Consider the following 14,788-nt stretch of genomic DNA (forward strand, 5'->3'; position numbering starts at 1 on the left):
CGCTTTCGAGGCCTTGTCCGCGTCGCCTGCCAATGCCTGCTGCAAGCCGCCGCACAGAACATCAAGAAGATCGCCATAGTCCTGACAAAGACCCCAAAGGCAGCCAGCGTATGAGCGGCTGCAGCCGCTTGCAACTCCTTGTTAATGCAGTCACAAAACGCGCCCCCTCCCAAAAACAAAACCCGCCGAAAAATATCGGCGGGTTTGTCAGCGGCCTGAGGCCGGGTTTCCCCGGCCTTATTGCTATTAAATCAGGCGATCAGCGCCTTGACTGCTGCAATCGCAGCATCCGCCTTGTCGCCCTCTGGCCCGCCGGCCTGCGCCATGTCCGGGCGGCCGCCGCCACCGGCGCCGCCAAGTGCTGCCGAAGCAGCGCGCACCAGATCCACGGCACTGAAACGACCGACCAGATCTTCCGTCACGGCAGCAACTGCGCTGGCCTTGCCATCTTCCCCGACGCCGATGAACAGCACCACGCCGGAACCAACCTGCTTCTTGCCTTCGTCGGCCAATGGCTTCAGATCGCGCGGCGATACACCAGTCACGACCTTGCCGAGGAAGTTGACGCCATTCACAGCTTCAACCGCGCTGCCGCCCTCCGATGAACCGCCGCCGAGCGCGAGCTTCTTGCGTGCATCCGACAATTCGCGCTCAAGCTTCTTGCGCTCGTCCATCAGGGCGTTGACGCGTTCAAGCGCTTCGGCAGGCGTGGTCTTCAGCGCGCTGGCGATTGCTTTCACGCGTTCGTCCTGCTCTTCGAGATAAAGGCGCGCAGCCTCGCCCGTCAGCGCTTCCATACGACGAACACCAGCTGCGACCGCACCTTCCGAAACGATACGAACCAGACCGATATCGCCCGTCTGGCGCACATGCGTGCCGCCGCAAAGCTCGACCGAATAGGACTTGCCAGCCTTCGGACCATGCTTGGCCGTGCCCATCGACACGACGCGCACTTCATCGCCATATTTTTCACCGAACAGCGCCATCGCGCCTTCAGCAATTGCATCGTCCACAGCCATCAGGCGGGTGGAAACCGGCGCGTTCTGGAGAATGATCTCATTGGCCATGTTTTCAACCTTGGCCAGCTCCTCAGCCGCAATCGGCTTCGGATGCGAGAAGTCAAAGCGCAGGCGATCAGGCGCAACGAGCGAACCCTTCTGCGCCACATGGCTGCCCAGCGTTTCGCGCAGCGCTTCATGCAGAAGATGGGTTGCCGAGTGATTGGAGCGAATGCGCGTGCGACGATCCGAATTGACCTTCAATTCGACGGCTTCGCCGGTTTTCGCAGTGCCCTTGGTCACTTCGCCGATATGAACGAAGACGCCTTCGCCCTTTTTCTGCGTGTCCTTGATGGTGATGACAAAACCTTCGCCGGAAATCGTTCCGGTATCGCCCTGCTGGCCGCCTGATTCACCGTAAAACGGCGTCTGGTTGACTACGACGGATACGGTCTCGCCTTCGGACGCCGACTGCACTTCCGCGCCGTCGCGCACCAGAGCGGCGATAACGCCTTCAGCGCTTTCAGTTTCATAACCCAGGAACTCAGTCGCGCCGACCTTGTCCTTGATACCGAACCAGATCGTTTCGGTTGCAGCTTCGCCGGAGCCTGCCCAATTGGCGCGAGCTTCGGCCTTCTGGCGTTCCATTGCGGTGCTGAAGCCGTCCGTATCAACGGTGATACCCCGCTGGCGCAGTGCATCCTGTGTCAGATCGAGCGGAAAGCCATAAGTGTCGTAAAGCTTGAAAGCCGTTTCACCGTCGAGGCGGTCGCCTTCGACCAGCTTTTCGGAGGCGTCGGACAAGAGGCCGAGACCGCGTTCCAGTGTCTTGCGGAAACGGGTTTCTTCCAGCTTCAATGTTTCGGAAATAAGCGCTTCGGCGCGGATCAGTTCCGGATAGGCCTGCCCCATTTCCCGAATGAGCGCAGGCAGTAGACGCCACATCAACGGTTCCTTCGCACCCAGAAGCTGGGCATGACGCATGGCGCGCCGCATGATGCGGCGCAGCACGTAGCCGCGACCTTCATTCGACGGCAAAACGCCATCGGCAATCAGGAAGCTCGAAGCGCGCAGATGGTCGGCGATCACGCGATGGCTGGCGCGGAAATCGCCCTCAGCCTTGACGCCGGTTGCTTCTTCCGATGCGCGGATCAGCGCCTTGAACAGATCGATATCGTAATTGTCATGCACGCCTTGCAGCACGGCTGCAACGCGCTCCAGCCCCATGCCGGTATCGATCGACGGACGCGGCAAATCAATGCGCTGATCCGGTGTCACCTGCTCGAACTGCATGAAAACGAGATTCCAAATTTCGATGAAACGGTCGCCGTCTTCGTCTGGCGATCCGGGAGGTCCACCCCAGATATGATCGCCGTGATCAAAGAAGATTTCCGAGCACGGACCACACGGGCCGGTATCGCCCATCGCCCAGAAATTGTCGCTGGTGGCAATACGGATGATACGGTCATCGCTCAGACCGGCGATCTTCTTCCAATAATTCGCCGCATCCTCATCCGTATGATAGACGGTGACGAGGAGCTTGTCCTTCGGCAGACCGAATTCCTTGGTGATCAGGTTCCAGGCAAAGCTGATGGCGTCTTCCTTGAAATAATCGCCGAACGAGAAATTGCCCAGCATTTCAAAGAAAGTGTGGTGGCGCGCAGTGTAGCCCACATTGTCGAGATCGTTATGCTTGCCACCGGCGCGCACGCATTTCTGCGAGGTGGTTGCGCGATTATAGGCGCGATGTTCCAGCCCGGTAAAAACGTTCTTGAACTGCACCATGCCCGCATTGGTGAACATCAGCGTCGGGTCATTGCGCGGTACGAGCGGACTCGACGGAACGATTTCATGTCCGTTCTTGCGGAAGTAATCGAGGAATGTGGACCTAATCTCGTTGACGCCAGCCATAATTCACCCTTGGGCTTTTCCTGCCCTGCATTGATGCAGCCTGTTAAAAGGCAGCATCGATTGTCTTTTGCACCTGCAAACCGCAATAAATAACGGAAACCGCAGGCATTACTCCCTCCCCGCGCTACAAAGACGTGAAGTGGAGTTCTTCGGTTGACCGCTTTTAACGATGTGCTGCTTTTCTGTCCAGATAAGCAGCGTGCGCCATAAAGGCAAATTCAGCACCTGAAACCAGCTTTTGCCGGTGCGGTTGAATCCCCATCAAGCTGCGACTGAAAAAGTGAAGCCCTGCGCAACAGCACAGGGCCTCCAACTTTCAAGCGGAACTTGAGGTTCGAACCGAACCACCAGCAGAGATTACATCTCCGCAGCGTCGGACCCGCTATCTTCTTCCGGGCCGCCATCTTCAAGGAACTGTTCCGCGATCAAACCGGCATTCTGGCGAAGCGTCGTTTCGATTTCGCGCGCAACTTCAGGATTCTCCTTGAGGTAAAGCTTCGCGTTTTCACGGCCCTGACCGAGACGCTGCGAATTATAGGAGAACCAAGCGCCGGACTTTTCGACCACACCGGCTTTCACGCCAAGATCGACCAGTTCGCCCGTCTTGGAAACACCGGCGCCATACATGATGTCGAACTCAACCTGCTTGAAGGGAGGAGCAAGCTTGTTCTTCACAACCTTCACGCGGGTCTGGTTGCCGACAACCTCATCGCGCTCCTTGATGGAACCGATGCGACGGATATCGAGACGAACCGAAGCGTAGAACTTCAGTGCATTACCGCCGGTAGTCGTTTCAGGCGAACCGAACATGACACCGATCTTCATACGGATCTGGTTGATGAAGATGACCATGCAATTCGAACGCGAGATCGAAGCGGTGAGCTTGCGCAGTGCCTGGCTCATCAGACGGGCCTGGAGACCGGGGAGCGAATCGCCCATCTCACCTTCGATTTCCGCACGCGGCGTCAGCGCTGCAACGGAGTCCACGACCAGAACGTCGATGGCGCCGGAACGCACGAGCGTGTCGGTGATTTCGAGCGCCTGCTCACCGGTGTCCGGCTGCGAGATCAGCAGATTTTCCAAGTCCACGCCGAGCTTACGCGCATAGACAGGGTCGAGCGCATGTTCAGCGTCAACGAATGCGCAGATGCCGCCCTTCTTCTGCGCTTCAGCAATGGTGTGTAGCGCGAGCGTGGTCTTGCCGGAGCTTTCCGGCCCGTAAATTTCGACGATACGGCCCTTGGGCAAGCCGCCTACACCAAGCGCGATGTCCAGAGAGAGCGAGCCGGTCGATACGGTTTCGATCTCGACCACTTTGTCGTTCTGACCCAGGCGCATGATCGAGCCTTTGCCGAACGCTCTTTCGATCTGTGACAGCGCCGCATCAAGTGCCTTAGTCTTGTCCACTGAATTATCCTCAACAAGTCGCAATGAATTCTGAGACATCTTACACCATCCTCTTGTCTCGCTAGAAGCCCGGCAGGCTCATCGCCAATATCTATTTGTATCTGTTTTGTTCTCATTTGGCAATAAGGCTAGCCGACTGAAATAAAACAATATTATTATTTTGTTCCATTATTGTTCTCTATAATTAGCGGGCCGTAAAATAAAAAGCCTATCCACGCTTTAAGCAGCTCCGCCACTTTCGGCGGAGCAACGATTCGGCCCGAACATAGAAAAACGCAGCCCCTCTCGCGAAGAACTGCGTTCGTTAGATGGGCCCACAGCGGCCCGATTCTGTCTGCCGAAGGGTTAGCTTGCGCCCCGCAGTGGCGAAATCTGGATTTCTACGCGGCGGTTCTGAGCACGGCCTTCTGGCGTCGCATTGGTCGCGACCGGCTGGCTTGCGCCATAACCGATGATCGCAAAGCGGCGCGGGTCGATGCCCTGCGAACCGAGATAGCTGGCTACCGATCCGGCACGACGCTGCGACAGATCCTGATTATGGGCGGCGCTACCCGTCGAGTCGGTGTGACCAAGGACGTCGACGAGGGTCTGGTTGAACTTGCGCAGCACGATGGCCACCGAGTTCAGCGTCGGATAGAACTGGCTCTTTACCTGATCCTGATCGGTGTCGAAGGTGATGCTCGACGGCATGTTCAGGATGATCTGATCGCCATTACGCGTCACAGATACACCGGTGCCCTGAAGCTGCGCGCGCAGCTCATTTTCCTGGCGATCCATATAGTTGCCGATAGCGCCGCCACCGAGCGCGCCAATGCCTGCGCCGATCAGCACGGCGTTGCGCTGTGCACGGCTGGAACCGCCAACCATGAGGCCACCCAAAGCACCAACGGCAGCACCGATAGCCGCGCCGCCCGCCGTGTTCGACATCTTCTGTTCGCCCGTATAAGGGTCAGTGGTGCAGCCCGCCAGCAAGGTGGCTCCAATCAGGGCGATACCGATTTTTTTCAACATGCAAAGGTCATCCTCAATTTGCGATTCCGCGCGCATGATAGTTGCGATTAAGGCCGGACGGTGTTCCAAATTTCGTATTTGAATCCCCCGTCCTCACCTTTTAGCTAATCCCGCCACAGGAACGCAACTGGGCCGCATAACGATTGGCCATGGCCTGCGCCCGCTTCGCGCCTTTGAGAGCCGTCGCGTTGCCACGCCAGACGCCGCGCGCATAGCCGCCATGGCCGCTGTAATAAGCCAGATAGAGGCTATACGCATCCGCGCGGTTGATGCCGTTCTTCTGATAGCTTTGATAGTGATACCAGCCGATGAAATGGATAGCGTCGGCAAAATTGGTGCGCGAAGCGGTCCAGCGCCCAGTCTCCCGCTTGTAGCGATCCCAGGTCCCGTCGAGCGCTTGCGAATAGCCATAAGCGCTGGATGCGCGCTTCCATGGAATGATCCAGAGAATCTTCGTGCGCGGCGGTCGTGCATAGGGCTGGAAGCCCGATTCCGTATAGATCGTCGCCATCAAAACCGGAACCGGCACGCCGAATTCACGCGAAACGCGCGTGGCGGCACTCTGCCAATTGTTAAACCAACCGTCACGCTGATCGAAGACTGCGCATACATTGCTGACCTGCCGCGGGGCGGTCGCACAGCCTCCAAGGATCACGAGCGCTACGAGACACAAAACGCGCATCATGGGAAACCTCGTCAAATTATAAAGATTGATAAAATGTAAAAGTAAACGTCCTATTAACCGGACTGCGCGGCGGGAACGGCCAGAACACTCAACTTCATCGGAATGATGTTGAGTGGTTGCCTTATAACCGTGATTCCTCTCGCCTTGGCGATCGGCTATATGAAGTTCGACCCCAAGATCATGCCCTATTTGGGGATCTGGGCCGTCAACAATCTCGTCTTCGTCGCCTTTGCGGAAGAAGTGTTGTTTCGCGGCATGATACAGGGACGCCTGCTTGCCTATTCGTACTATCGGTGCTGGCACCCGGCCTTTGCAATCGCAATCAGCGCGGTCCTGTTCGGCATGCTGCACTATCAGGGCGGCTTGAGTTATGTCGCGCTGGCAACCGTTGCCGGGATTTTTTACGGCATGGCCTATTACAAGTCAGGCCGGCTGATCTCAGCAATCGCGGTGCATTTTCTGCTCAATCTGACCCATGCCCTATTCTTCACCTATCCCGCACTGATGCATTGAGCGACAAGCGGGCAGGTTCTTATCGGTTCCTGCCCTGACGCTCCTGGCGCAGCCGCGCCCAGTAGTCGAGCCGTTTGCGAATATCGCGCTCAAAGCCGCGCTCCGGCGGGTCGTAAAACTTCTGCCGTCCGAGGCTTTCCGGGAAATAGTCCTGCCCCGAAAAAGCATCGGGCTGATCGTGGTCATAGGCGTAACCGTCGCCATAGCCCTCGTTCTTCATCAGCTTGGTAGGAGCATTCAAAATATGCTTTGGCGGCACCAGAGAGCCATGTTCCTTGGCTGCGCGCATCGCAGCTTTATAAGCCAAGTAAACGGCATTCGACTTTGGTGCGGTTGCCAGATAAACGCAGGCCTGCGCCAGCGCCAGTTCACCTTCCGGCGAACCCAGATAGTCGTAGGCATCCTTGGCCGCGTTGCAGATGACGAGCGCCTGCGGATCGGCCAGCCCGATATCTTCAACCGCCATACGCACCAGGCGCCGCCCGAGATAAAGCGGGTCTTCCCCTGCATCGAACATGCGCGACAGATAATAAAGCGCCGCGTCAGGATCAGACCCGCGCACCGATTTATGCAGCGCCGAGATCAGATTGTAATGCCCGTCCTGGCTCTTGTCGTAGACCGGCGCACGACGCTGCACCACGTCCTGAAGTTTTTCTACCGTAAAGACCTCGTCTGGCCTTGCGGCACGCCAGATTTCCTCAGCCAGCGTCAATGCAGCACGGCCATCCCCGTCGGCCATACGGATAAGGCTCGCCCTCGCCTCCTCATCCAGCGGCAGCAGACGGCCTTCCTGCTCTTCGGCGCGGATCAGAAGCGTTGCAATACTCTCCGCGTCGTGCGGATGAAAGGTCAACACCCGCGCGCGCGACAAAAGAGCGGCATTGAGTTCGAATGATGGATTTTCGGTGGTCGCGCCAATCAGGATGACGGTGCCGTCTTCCATCACCGGCAGGAAGGAATCTTGCTGCGCACGATTGAAGCGATGAATTTCGTCGACAAACAGCAAGGTCTGCCGCCCGGACATGCGCCGCGCGCGGGCCGTCTCAAAAACTTTCTTGAGATCGGCAACACCGGAAAAGATTGCAGAAATCTGCTCGAACGCAAGATCGGTTTCGCCAGCCAGCAGTCGGGCAACGGTGGTTTTACCCGTTCCTGGCGGGCCCCAGAAAATCATCGAACCGAGCGAACCGGATGCGATCATGCGCGTCAACACGCCTTCCGGCCCGGTCAGATGTTCCTGACCGGTGACCTCAGACAGATGCTTCGGACGCAGACGGTCGGCCAGCGGACGATTACGGTCCGCATTCGGGTCTGACGCCGATGAAAAAAGATCGCTCATTCGATGACTCTGTCGAAAAATAAATGCCGCTTCAGTGTCTGAATCAAAAAGCGGCAGGCCGTGGCGAAAATGGTGATTTCGAGAACCGGAGCGCAGCGTACATTAGGGTACGTGAGCCTAGGTAAGCGCAGAAATTGCCATTTGCAGCCCGGCATGGCGACTTTTGGATCAGACACGAAGGCATAAGCTTACCTGAAGCGGCATGCAACTTTCTGTAGCCGGTTTATCGAACGAACTGGCGCAGGAGCGTGCCGTTGCGTTCGATTTCCATACGCCATGCCAGACCGCGGCCCGCATTCAGGACCGAAGAAAGATCTGTTACGCTGCGGATCACATTGCCATTCAGGTTGCGAATGATATCGCCGGGGCGTAAGCCAAGCCTGGCGGCTGGCGAGCCCGAATAAACATCCATCACCGCCACGCCGTTTGCATCGCGCTTGAGGCGCAATTTTGCGGCAGTGGACGGCGTCAGCTCCTGCACAGCGGCACCGGCAAATGGGTTATCACCCTCAATAACCAGAGGCGCGGTTTGCTTCACCTCGGGTGCTTTGGTCAGCTTGACCGGCAGGGTCAGATTTTCGCCACCACGCAGGATCGCAATGGAAACCGTGCTGTCGATCCCGGCAGTCGAAAGACGATAGCCGAGCACATCCTGATTATCGATGCGCGTACCCTGCACGGAAAGCACCACATCGCCAACCTTCAAGCCTGCGGCTTCAGCCGGTCCGCCTTTGGCAACCGCCGTAATCAGGGCGCCATAAGGCTTCTCCATGCCGAGGCCTTCGGCTATATCCGCCGTCACGCCCTGAAAGGTCGCACCGATATAAGGGCGTTCGAAGCTGGTGCTGCCGCTTTGCGCGGCCTGAATCACAGCGCGCACCATATTGGACGGAATGGCGAAGCCAATGCCGACAGAACCACCGGAACGCGAATAGATCGCCGTATTGATCCCGATCAGCCGCCCGCGCATATCCACCAGAGCACCGCCGGAATTGCCGGGATTGATCGCAGCATCTGTCTGAATAAAGAAATCGAAGTCGGAAATACCGACCTGCGTGCGCGATTGCGCCGAGACGATGCCACTCGTCACGGTCTGGCCGACGCCAAACGGGTTGCCAACAGCAAGCACAAGGTCGCCCACTTCCACTTCGTCAGAATTACCCAACGACAGGACCGGGAATTTCTCCTTGGATTCGATTTTCAAGACGGCCAGATCCGTGGTCTCATCGCGCAGCAGAAGCTTGCTTTCGAATTCCCGGCCATCGGACAGCGCGACCTTGATTTCGTCCGCGTCCTTGATGACGTGATTATTGGTCACGACGATGCCCGACGCATCGACAATAACGCCGGAGCCGAGCGACTGCTGGATGCGGGGCTTGGTGTCGCGAAACTGCCTGCCGAAGAACTGCTCAAAGAAGGGATCGCCCGCAAATGGCGACTGCGCCTGAGCCTGCACCTGTCGCGCAGCGTAGACATTGACAACGGCGGGTGTGGTTTCCTTGACCAAAGGGGCGAAGGAAAGCTGCATATCAGCCCGGCTGAGCGGTATCTGCTTTGCCGGTGCTGGCGCATCCTGCGCTATGGCTGGCAATCCTGCCATGCCAATCGATGCCAGAATGATGCCCGTGATTCCGAAACGTCGCCAATTCATGCACAAACTCCGCGCTTTCCCAGCCTTCCCGTTCAACTCCCAATGGAGGAATACGGGACTCGTTGTCCATATGTAATGAAGTGAGGCCAAGGATAAAGGGCCACATTGTGACCACATGCAAAAAGCCGGTGCAATTTTCCGTCACATCAATGTGTGGCCGCATACGCAAGCAGCAGCGCAAATAAAAAGGGCCGCACAAGGCGGCCCTTTTTAAATCTTTATCAGCGTGAATTACGCTGCGTCGGCTTCAGCAGCAGCTTGAGCTTCGACGCGGGCGCGGTCAGCCTTGCCCTTTGCATCGACATCGCGTTCCACGAATTCAACAACGGCCAGAGGCGCGTTGTCGCCAGCGCGGAAGCCAGCCTTCATGATGCGGATGTAGCCGCCGTTGCGGGTTGCATAGCGCGTAGCCAGCGTATCGAACAGCTTAGCCACGACCTTAACGTCGCGGATAGCCGAGATAGCCTGACGGCGTGCATGCAGATCGCCGCGCTTGCCGAGCGTGACAAGCTTTTCAACGATTGGACGGATTTCCTTGGCTTTCGGAAGCGTGGTCACAATCTGTTCGTGCTCGATGAGCGAAGCCGCCATGTTGGCGAACATTGCCTTGCGATGCGAGGCAGTGCGGTTCAGCTTACGCTGTCCATTACCGTGGCGCATGGCCTTCTCCTTTAATTCGTAACGTACCGGGATATGCCGGTCTTATTTTCGATTAACGCATTGTCCGACGCGAAACCGCTTCGCACTTTCGCTGGAAATGCTGGTCTTTAATTCAAGCATTATCCCGCGCGAAACCGCTTCGCACTTTCGCTGGAAATGCTTAGTATTGGTCTTCGTAGCGCTTTGCGAGATCTTCGATATTTTCCGGCGGCCAGGACGGGATTTCCATACCAAGATGGAGACCCATCGACGCGAGAACTTCCTTGATCTCGTTGAGCGACTTGCGGCCGAAATTCGGAGTCCGCAGCATCTCGGCTTCCGTCTTCTGGATCAGATCGCCGATGTAGACGATGTTGTCGTTCTTCAGGCAGTTTGCCGAACGGACAGACAGCTCGAGCTCGTCCACCTTCTTGAGCAGAGCCGGGTTGAAAGCGAGTTCCGCAACCTGTTCCTGCGGAGCTTCCTTCTGAGGCTCTTCGAAGTTGACGAAGATCGCCAGCTGGTCCTGGAGAATACGAGCAGCATAAGCCACTGCGTCTTCACCCGTGACCGAACCGTTGGTCTCGATGTTCAGCGTCAGCTTGTCATAATCGAGAACCTGACCTTCACGGGTGTTCTCGATCTTGTACGACACCTTGCGAACCGGGGAATACAGGCTGTCGACCGGGATAAGCCCAATCGGAGCATCTTCCGCACGGTTGCGGTCGGCAGGCACATAGCCCTTGCCGGTGTTGACAGTGAATTCCATGCGGATTTCAGCGCCTTCGTCCAGCGTGCAGATGACGTGATCCGGGTTGAGGATCTCGACATCGCCGACAGTCTGAATGTCGCCAGCCGTAACGACGCCTGGGCCTTCCTTGCGGACGACCATGCGCTTCGGGCCCTCGCCTTCCATACGGATGGCGATTTCCTTGACGTTCAGAACGATATCCGTAACGTCTTCGCGGACGCCCGGAATAGAAGAGAATTCATGCAGAACGCCGTCGATCTGTACGGCGGTCACGGCAGCGCCGCGCAGCGACGACAGAAGCACGCGACGCAGAGCATTGCCGAGCGTCAGACCGAAACCGCGTTCTAGCGGTTCAGCAACGACGGTTGCATGCGTGCGGGAGCCGTGGGTGATAAATTCCACCTTGTTCGGCTTGATCAGTTCCTGCCAGTTCTTCTGGATCATGTAAGTATCCCTCTATCAATCGTCGCTACCATCCTATCGTAGCGATCAAGTGTAGAAACCGCAGAGGAACCCTGGATTTCTCCAGGGTTCGTGCGGCATGTGAACGAGGATTAGACCCGGCGCTTCTTGCGCGGACGGCAACCGTTGTGCGGGATCGGCGTAACATCGCGGATCGACGTGATCACAAAGCCGGCAGCCTGAAGGGCGCGCAGCGCGGATTCACGGCCAGAACCCGGTCCGCAAACCTCGACTTCGAGGGAGCGCATGCCGTGTTCCTGAGCCTTCTTGGCGCAATCTTCGGCAGCGATCTGTGCGGCGAACGGGGTCGACTTACGCGAACCCTTGAAACCTTGAGCACCTGCGGAAGACCAGGCAATCGCATTGCCCTGAGCGTCCGTGATGGTGATCATGGTGTTGTTGAACGTCGAATTTACGTGGGCAACGCCCGACGAGATGTTTTTACGCTCGCGACGGCGAACGCGCGTGGCTTCCTTGGCCATGATAGTCCTTTCAATCGATCTCTACACCGCCGTAATTCCAGCGGCTACACCGGTCCTCACGAAAGGACCAGTATCAAACCCAACCGGCGCACCGGAAAGGCCCGACGGAACGAAACGTTCCGTCGAAATTACTTCTTCTTGCCTGCGATAGCCTTCGCCGGACCCTTACGGGTGCGTGCGTTGGTATGCGTGCGCTGGCCGCGAACCGGCAGCGAACGACGATGACGCAGGCCGCGGTAGCAACCCAGGTCCATCAGGCGCTTGATGTTCATCGAAACTTCACGACGCAGGTCACCTTCGACCTGGTAGTCAGCATCGATTGCTTCGCGGATCTGAAGGACTTCAGCATCCGTCAGCTGGTTAACGCGACGTTCGTCGGCAATGCCAACCTTCGTTACGATTTCCCGAGCAAATTTCGGTCCAATCCCGTGGATGTACTGAAGCGCAATAACAACGCGCTTGTTCGTCGGGATGTTGACGCCAGCGATACGTGCCACGTCTGTTCTCCTTAATGTTAATCACTTCCGCCTGAAAGACTAATCCCCCAGACAGCATAAAATGACCGGTATCGGCCTCTTTTCGATTTCCGCCGCTACCTGCCATTCAAAACCAAATGAAGTGGCGCAGTCTTTGACGGAATCGCCCGAAAAAGTCAACTCTTAAACGTTCGTAAAGCCGTTAAACCGGCCTTACAGACAATCGAATCGACTTCTGGAAGCAATAAACGGGCAGAAAACGCTAACCGCTTTTCTGCCCGTGTTTGAATCTGCGCATCGCGCTTTCCAAAAAACGATCCCGATTTTTGGGCCGATGCGTTCGTCCAAGCCTTTATGCCGGAACGAGAATTCTCTCGATTTCGGCGGTAACTTCTTCAACCGGAGCCATACCGTTAAGGACCCGCAATTCGCCGGTCCCGGCATAGTAGGTCGAAAGCGGCGCGGTCTTCTCGCGATATTCGACAAGACGCTTGCGGAAAGCTTCCGGATTGTCGTCCGAACGCACCTGACCGCCCTTGGCGATCGTTTCGGCCACGCGGCTCTCCATCCGCTTGACCAGGGCATTCTCATCAACCTTCAACTCGATGACTGCATCGAGCTTCAGGCCTTTGTTTGCGAGCATTCCGCCGAGAGCTTCAGCTTGCGGAACCGTACGCGGGTAGCCGTCGAGAATGAAACCGTTCGCGCAATCCGGAGCGTCGATGCGCTCCGACACGATCTGGTTGACGATCTCGTCGGAAACCAGCTGACCGGCATCCATGACTGCCTTGGCGCGCTTTCCGACTTCGCTCTGCTGAGCGACTGCCGAACGCAGCATATCGCCAGTCGAAAGCTGCGGAATTCCATGCTTCTTGGTAAGAAGTCCAGCCTGCGTCCCCTTACCTGCTCCGGGCGGCCCAAGAAGTATCAGTCTCATTTATTGCGTTTCCCACCTCTGAGTTTGGACTTCTTGATCAGCCCTTCATACTGATGGGCGATAAGATGTCCCTGAACTTGCGCAACCGTATCGAGCGTAACGCTCACGACGATCAGCAGCGATGTACCGCCAAGATAGAACGGCACGCCGGTCGCGGAAATCAGGAATTCCGGCAGAAGACAGACAAGCATAATATAGATGGCGCCGACAACCGTGATGCGGGTCAACACATAGTCTATATATTCGGCAGTCCGCTCACCGGGGCGAATGCCCGGGATAAAGCCGGAATGCTTCTTGAGCTGGTCAGCCGTGTCCTTGGGATTGAACACGATGGCCGTGTAGAAGAAGCAGAAGAACGCCATCAAGCCAGCGTAGAACAGCATGTAAAGCGGCTGTCCATGGCCCAATGCGTTGAGAACCGTGGTAGCCCAGGCAGGCATTTCCGTCGTGTTGGCAAAGCCAGCAACGGTCGCAGGCAGAAGCAGCAGCGACGATGCGAAGATCGGCGGAATGACGCCTGCAGTATTGAGCTTCAGCGGCAGATGCGACGTGTCGCCCTGGAACATACGGTTGCCAACCTGACGCTTCGGATACTGGATCAGAAGACGGCGCTGAGCGCGCTCGACGAACACGATGACCGCAATCAAGGCGATTGCGAGCACGATGACGCCCAGAATGAGGCCCGTCGACAGAGCGCCGGTACGGCCCAGTTCCAGCGTGCCGGAAATGGCATGCGGAAGGTTCGCGACGATACCGGAGAAGATGATGAGCGAGATACCGTTGCCGATACCGCGTGCCGTGATCTGCTCACCGAGCCACATCAGGAACATGGTGCCACCAACGAGCGTAATCACCGATGAAACGATGAAGAACGGCCCCGGATTCATGACAATGCCGTTACCCGACTGCAAGCCCACCGAAATGGCATAGGCCTGCACAAGCGCCAGAAGCACGGTGCCGTAACGCGTATACTGATTGATGATCTTGCGACCCGCCTCGCCTTCCTTCTTCAGCGCTTCAAGCGACGGAACAACCGACGTCATGAGCTGCACGATGATGGAGGCCGAGATGTAAGGCATGATGCCGAGCGCGAAAATGGCCATACGACCAACAGCGCCACCGGCGAACATGTTGAAAAGTCCGAGTACACCCTGACTATGCTGCTGGAAAGCCTGCGCAAGAGCGTCAGGATTGATTCCCGGAAGCGGAATATAGGTGCCGAACCGATATACGAGCAAAGCGCCCAGTGTGAACCAGATGCGCTTCTTGAGTTCATCAGCTTTCGAGAAAGCCGAGAAATTGAGATTGGAAACTAGCTGTTCAGCAGCCGATGCCATTAAATTTCTCCGGTGAAAAGTCTCCGGTCCCCTACTCCCATCGACACGCGTTTAATCAACCCGCGTCCTTCCGGACAAGAAGACCCAACCCAGATATGCGCATTGGCATAAATGTGCAAGCGGCGGCCCAGTTTTTATCGCAGTTCCAAATGGAAAAATGCACTGCATCTTTCCCGGAATTGCTCTGGG

The 14,788-nt window shown here is 56.9% G+C and carries 13 protein-coding genes; 1 reads left to right on the top strand and 12 read right to left on the bottom strand.

Annotated elements, in window-relative coordinates; translation table 11 throughout:
- Positions 1-251 precede the first annotated feature (251 nt).
- From alaS to FIC94_RS04065, 4 genes are all read right to left on the bottom strand, one after another.
- On the bottom strand, positions 252-2,909 hold the full coding sequence (alaS, locus tag FIC94_RS04050) for an alanine--tRNA ligase (protein ID WP_140024044.1): 2,658 nt from the start codon (positions 2,907-2,909) through the stop codon (positions 252-254).
- A gap of 357 nt (positions 2,910-3,266) precedes the next feature.
- Positions 3,267-4,355: a recombinase RecA gene (recA, locus tag FIC94_RS04055; RefSeq protein ID WP_109369210.1), complete on the bottom strand. Its 1,089-nt coding sequence runs from the start codon at positions 4,353-4,355 to the stop codon at positions 3,267-3,269.
- A gap of 306 nt (positions 4,356-4,661) precedes the next feature.
- Positions 4,662-5,327, bottom strand: a complete 666-nt coding sequence (locus FIC94_RS04060) for a YiaD family glycine zipper/OmpA-like lipoprotein (RefSeq protein WP_140024046.1) — start codon at positions 5,325-5,327, stop codon at positions 4,662-4,664.
- A 100-nt stretch (positions 5,328-5,427) separates the two neighbouring features.
- Entirely contained in the window at positions 5,428-6,012 is a 585-nt protein-coding gene (locus FIC94_RS04065; RefSeq protein WP_140024047.1) for a transglycosylase SLT domain-containing protein, read from the bottom strand.
- Positions 6,013-6,171: 159 nt separating this feature from the next.
- On the opposite strand from FIC94_RS04065, the gene FIC94_RS04070 reads away from it, so the two are divergent.
- Entirely contained in the window at positions 6,172-6,525 is a 354-nt protein-coding gene (locus tag FIC94_RS04070) for a CPBP family intramembrane glutamic endopeptidase (RefSeq protein ID WP_180917905.1), read from the top strand.
- Positions 6,526-6,544: 19 nt separating this feature from the next.
- Here FIC94_RS04070 and FIC94_RS04075 read toward each other — a convergent pair whose 3' ends face one another.
- From FIC94_RS04075 to secY, 8 genes are all read right to left on the bottom strand, one after another.
- A complete protein-coding gene (locus FIC94_RS04075) occupies positions 6,545-7,864 on the bottom strand; it encodes a replication-associated recombination protein A (protein WP_140024050.1) in 1,320 nt (439 codons plus the stop codon).
- 223 nt (positions 7,865-8,087) lie between these two features.
- Entirely contained in the window at positions 8,088-9,515 is a 1,428-nt protein-coding gene (locus FIC94_RS04080) for a DegQ family serine endoprotease (RefSeq protein WP_121536274.1), read from the bottom strand.
- A gap of 231 nt (positions 9,516-9,746) precedes the next feature.
- Positions 9,747-10,175: a 50S ribosomal protein L17 gene (gene rplQ, locus FIC94_RS04085; protein WP_109369214.1), complete on the bottom strand. Its 429-nt coding sequence runs from the start codon at positions 10,173-10,175 to the stop codon at positions 9,747-9,749.
- Positions 10,176-10,335: 160 nt separating this feature from the next.
- On the bottom strand, positions 10,336-11,349 hold the full coding sequence (locus FIC94_RS04090) for a DNA-directed RNA polymerase subunit alpha (RefSeq protein ID WP_109369215.1): 1,014 nt from the start codon (positions 11,347-11,349) through the stop codon (positions 10,336-10,338).
- 110 nt (positions 11,350-11,459) lie between these two features.
- The gene (gene rpsK, locus FIC94_RS04095; RefSeq protein WP_002964339.1) at positions 11,460-11,849 is read right to left on the bottom strand and encodes a 30S ribosomal protein S11; all 390 of its coding nucleotides are present in this window, start codon (positions 11,847-11,849) and stop codon (positions 11,460-11,462) included.
- Positions 11,850-11,977: 128 nt separating this feature from the next.
- Positions 11,978-12,346, bottom strand: a complete 369-nt coding sequence (gene rpsM / locus FIC94_RS04100) for a 30S ribosomal protein S13 (RefSeq protein WP_109369216.1) — start codon at positions 12,344-12,346, stop codon at positions 11,978-11,980.
- Positions 12,347-12,677: 331 nt separating this feature from the next.
- The gene (locus FIC94_RS04105) at positions 12,678-13,262 is read right to left on the bottom strand and encodes an adenylate kinase (RefSeq protein ID WP_078340787.1); all 585 of its coding nucleotides are present in this window, start codon (positions 13,260-13,262) and stop codon (positions 12,678-12,680) included.
- Positions 13,259-14,599: a preprotein translocase subunit SecY gene (gene secY / locus FIC94_RS04110; RefSeq protein ID WP_109369218.1), complete on the bottom strand. Its 1,341-nt coding sequence runs from the start codon at positions 14,597-14,599 to the stop codon at positions 13,259-13,261. Before secY ends, FIC94_RS04105 begins: the two co-directional genes overlap by 4 nt.
- Positions 14,600-14,788: the final 189 nt, after the last annotated feature.

Origin of the sequence: Ochrobactrum teleogrylli (assembly GCF_006376685.1) — a bacterium.
GTDB lineage: Bacteria > Pseudomonadota > Alphaproteobacteria > Rhizobiales > Rhizobiaceae > Brucella > Brucella teleogrylli.

Bases quoted from the DNA above. Each gene is read 5' to 3' on its own strand.
- FIC94_RS04060 (WP_140024046.1), bottom strand. From the start codon at position 5,327: ATGTTGAAAAAAATCGGTATCGCCCTGATTGGAGCCACCTTGCTGGCG.
- rpsK (WP_002964339.1), bottom strand. From the start codon at position 11,849: ATGGCCAAGGAAGCCACGCGCGTTCGCCGTCGCGAGCGTAAAAACATC.
- FIC94_RS04075 (WP_140024050.1), bottom strand. From the start codon at position 7,864: ATGAGCGATCTTTTTTCATCGGCGTCAGACCCGAATGCGGACCGTAAT.
- FIC94_RS04105 (WP_078340787.1), bottom strand. From the start codon at position 13,262: ATGAGACTGATACTTCTTGGGCCGCCCGGAGCAGGTAAGGGGACGCAG.
- FIC94_RS04065 (WP_140024047.1), bottom strand. From the start codon at position 6,012: ATGATGCGCGTTTTGTGTCTCGTAGCGCTCGTGATCCTTGGAGGCTGT.
- FIC94_RS04070 (WP_180917905.1), top strand. From the start codon at position 6,172: ATGAAGTTCGACCCCAAGATCATGCCCTATTTGGGGATCTGGGCCGTC.
- rplQ (WP_109369214.1), bottom strand. From the start codon at position 10,175: ATGCGCCACGGTAATGGACAGCGTAAGCTGAACCGCACTGCCTCGCAT.
- FIC94_RS04090 (WP_109369215.1), bottom strand. From the start codon at position 11,349: ATGATCCAGAAGAACTGGCAGGAACTGATCAAGCCGAACAAGGTGGAA.
- secY (WP_109369218.1), bottom strand. From the start codon at position 14,599: ATGGCATCGGCTGCTGAACAGCTAGTTTCCAATCTCAATTTCTCGGCT.
- recA (WP_109369210.1), bottom strand. From the start codon at position 4,355: ATGTCTCAGAATTCATTGCGACTTGTTGAGGATAATTCAGTGGACAAG.
- FIC94_RS04080 (WP_121536274.1), bottom strand. From the start codon at position 9,515: ATGAATTGGCGACGTTTCGGAATCACGGGCATCATTCTGGCATCGATT.
- alaS (WP_140024044.1), bottom strand. From the start codon at position 2,909: ATGGCTGGCGTCAACGAGATTAGGTCCACATTCCTCGATTACTTCCGC.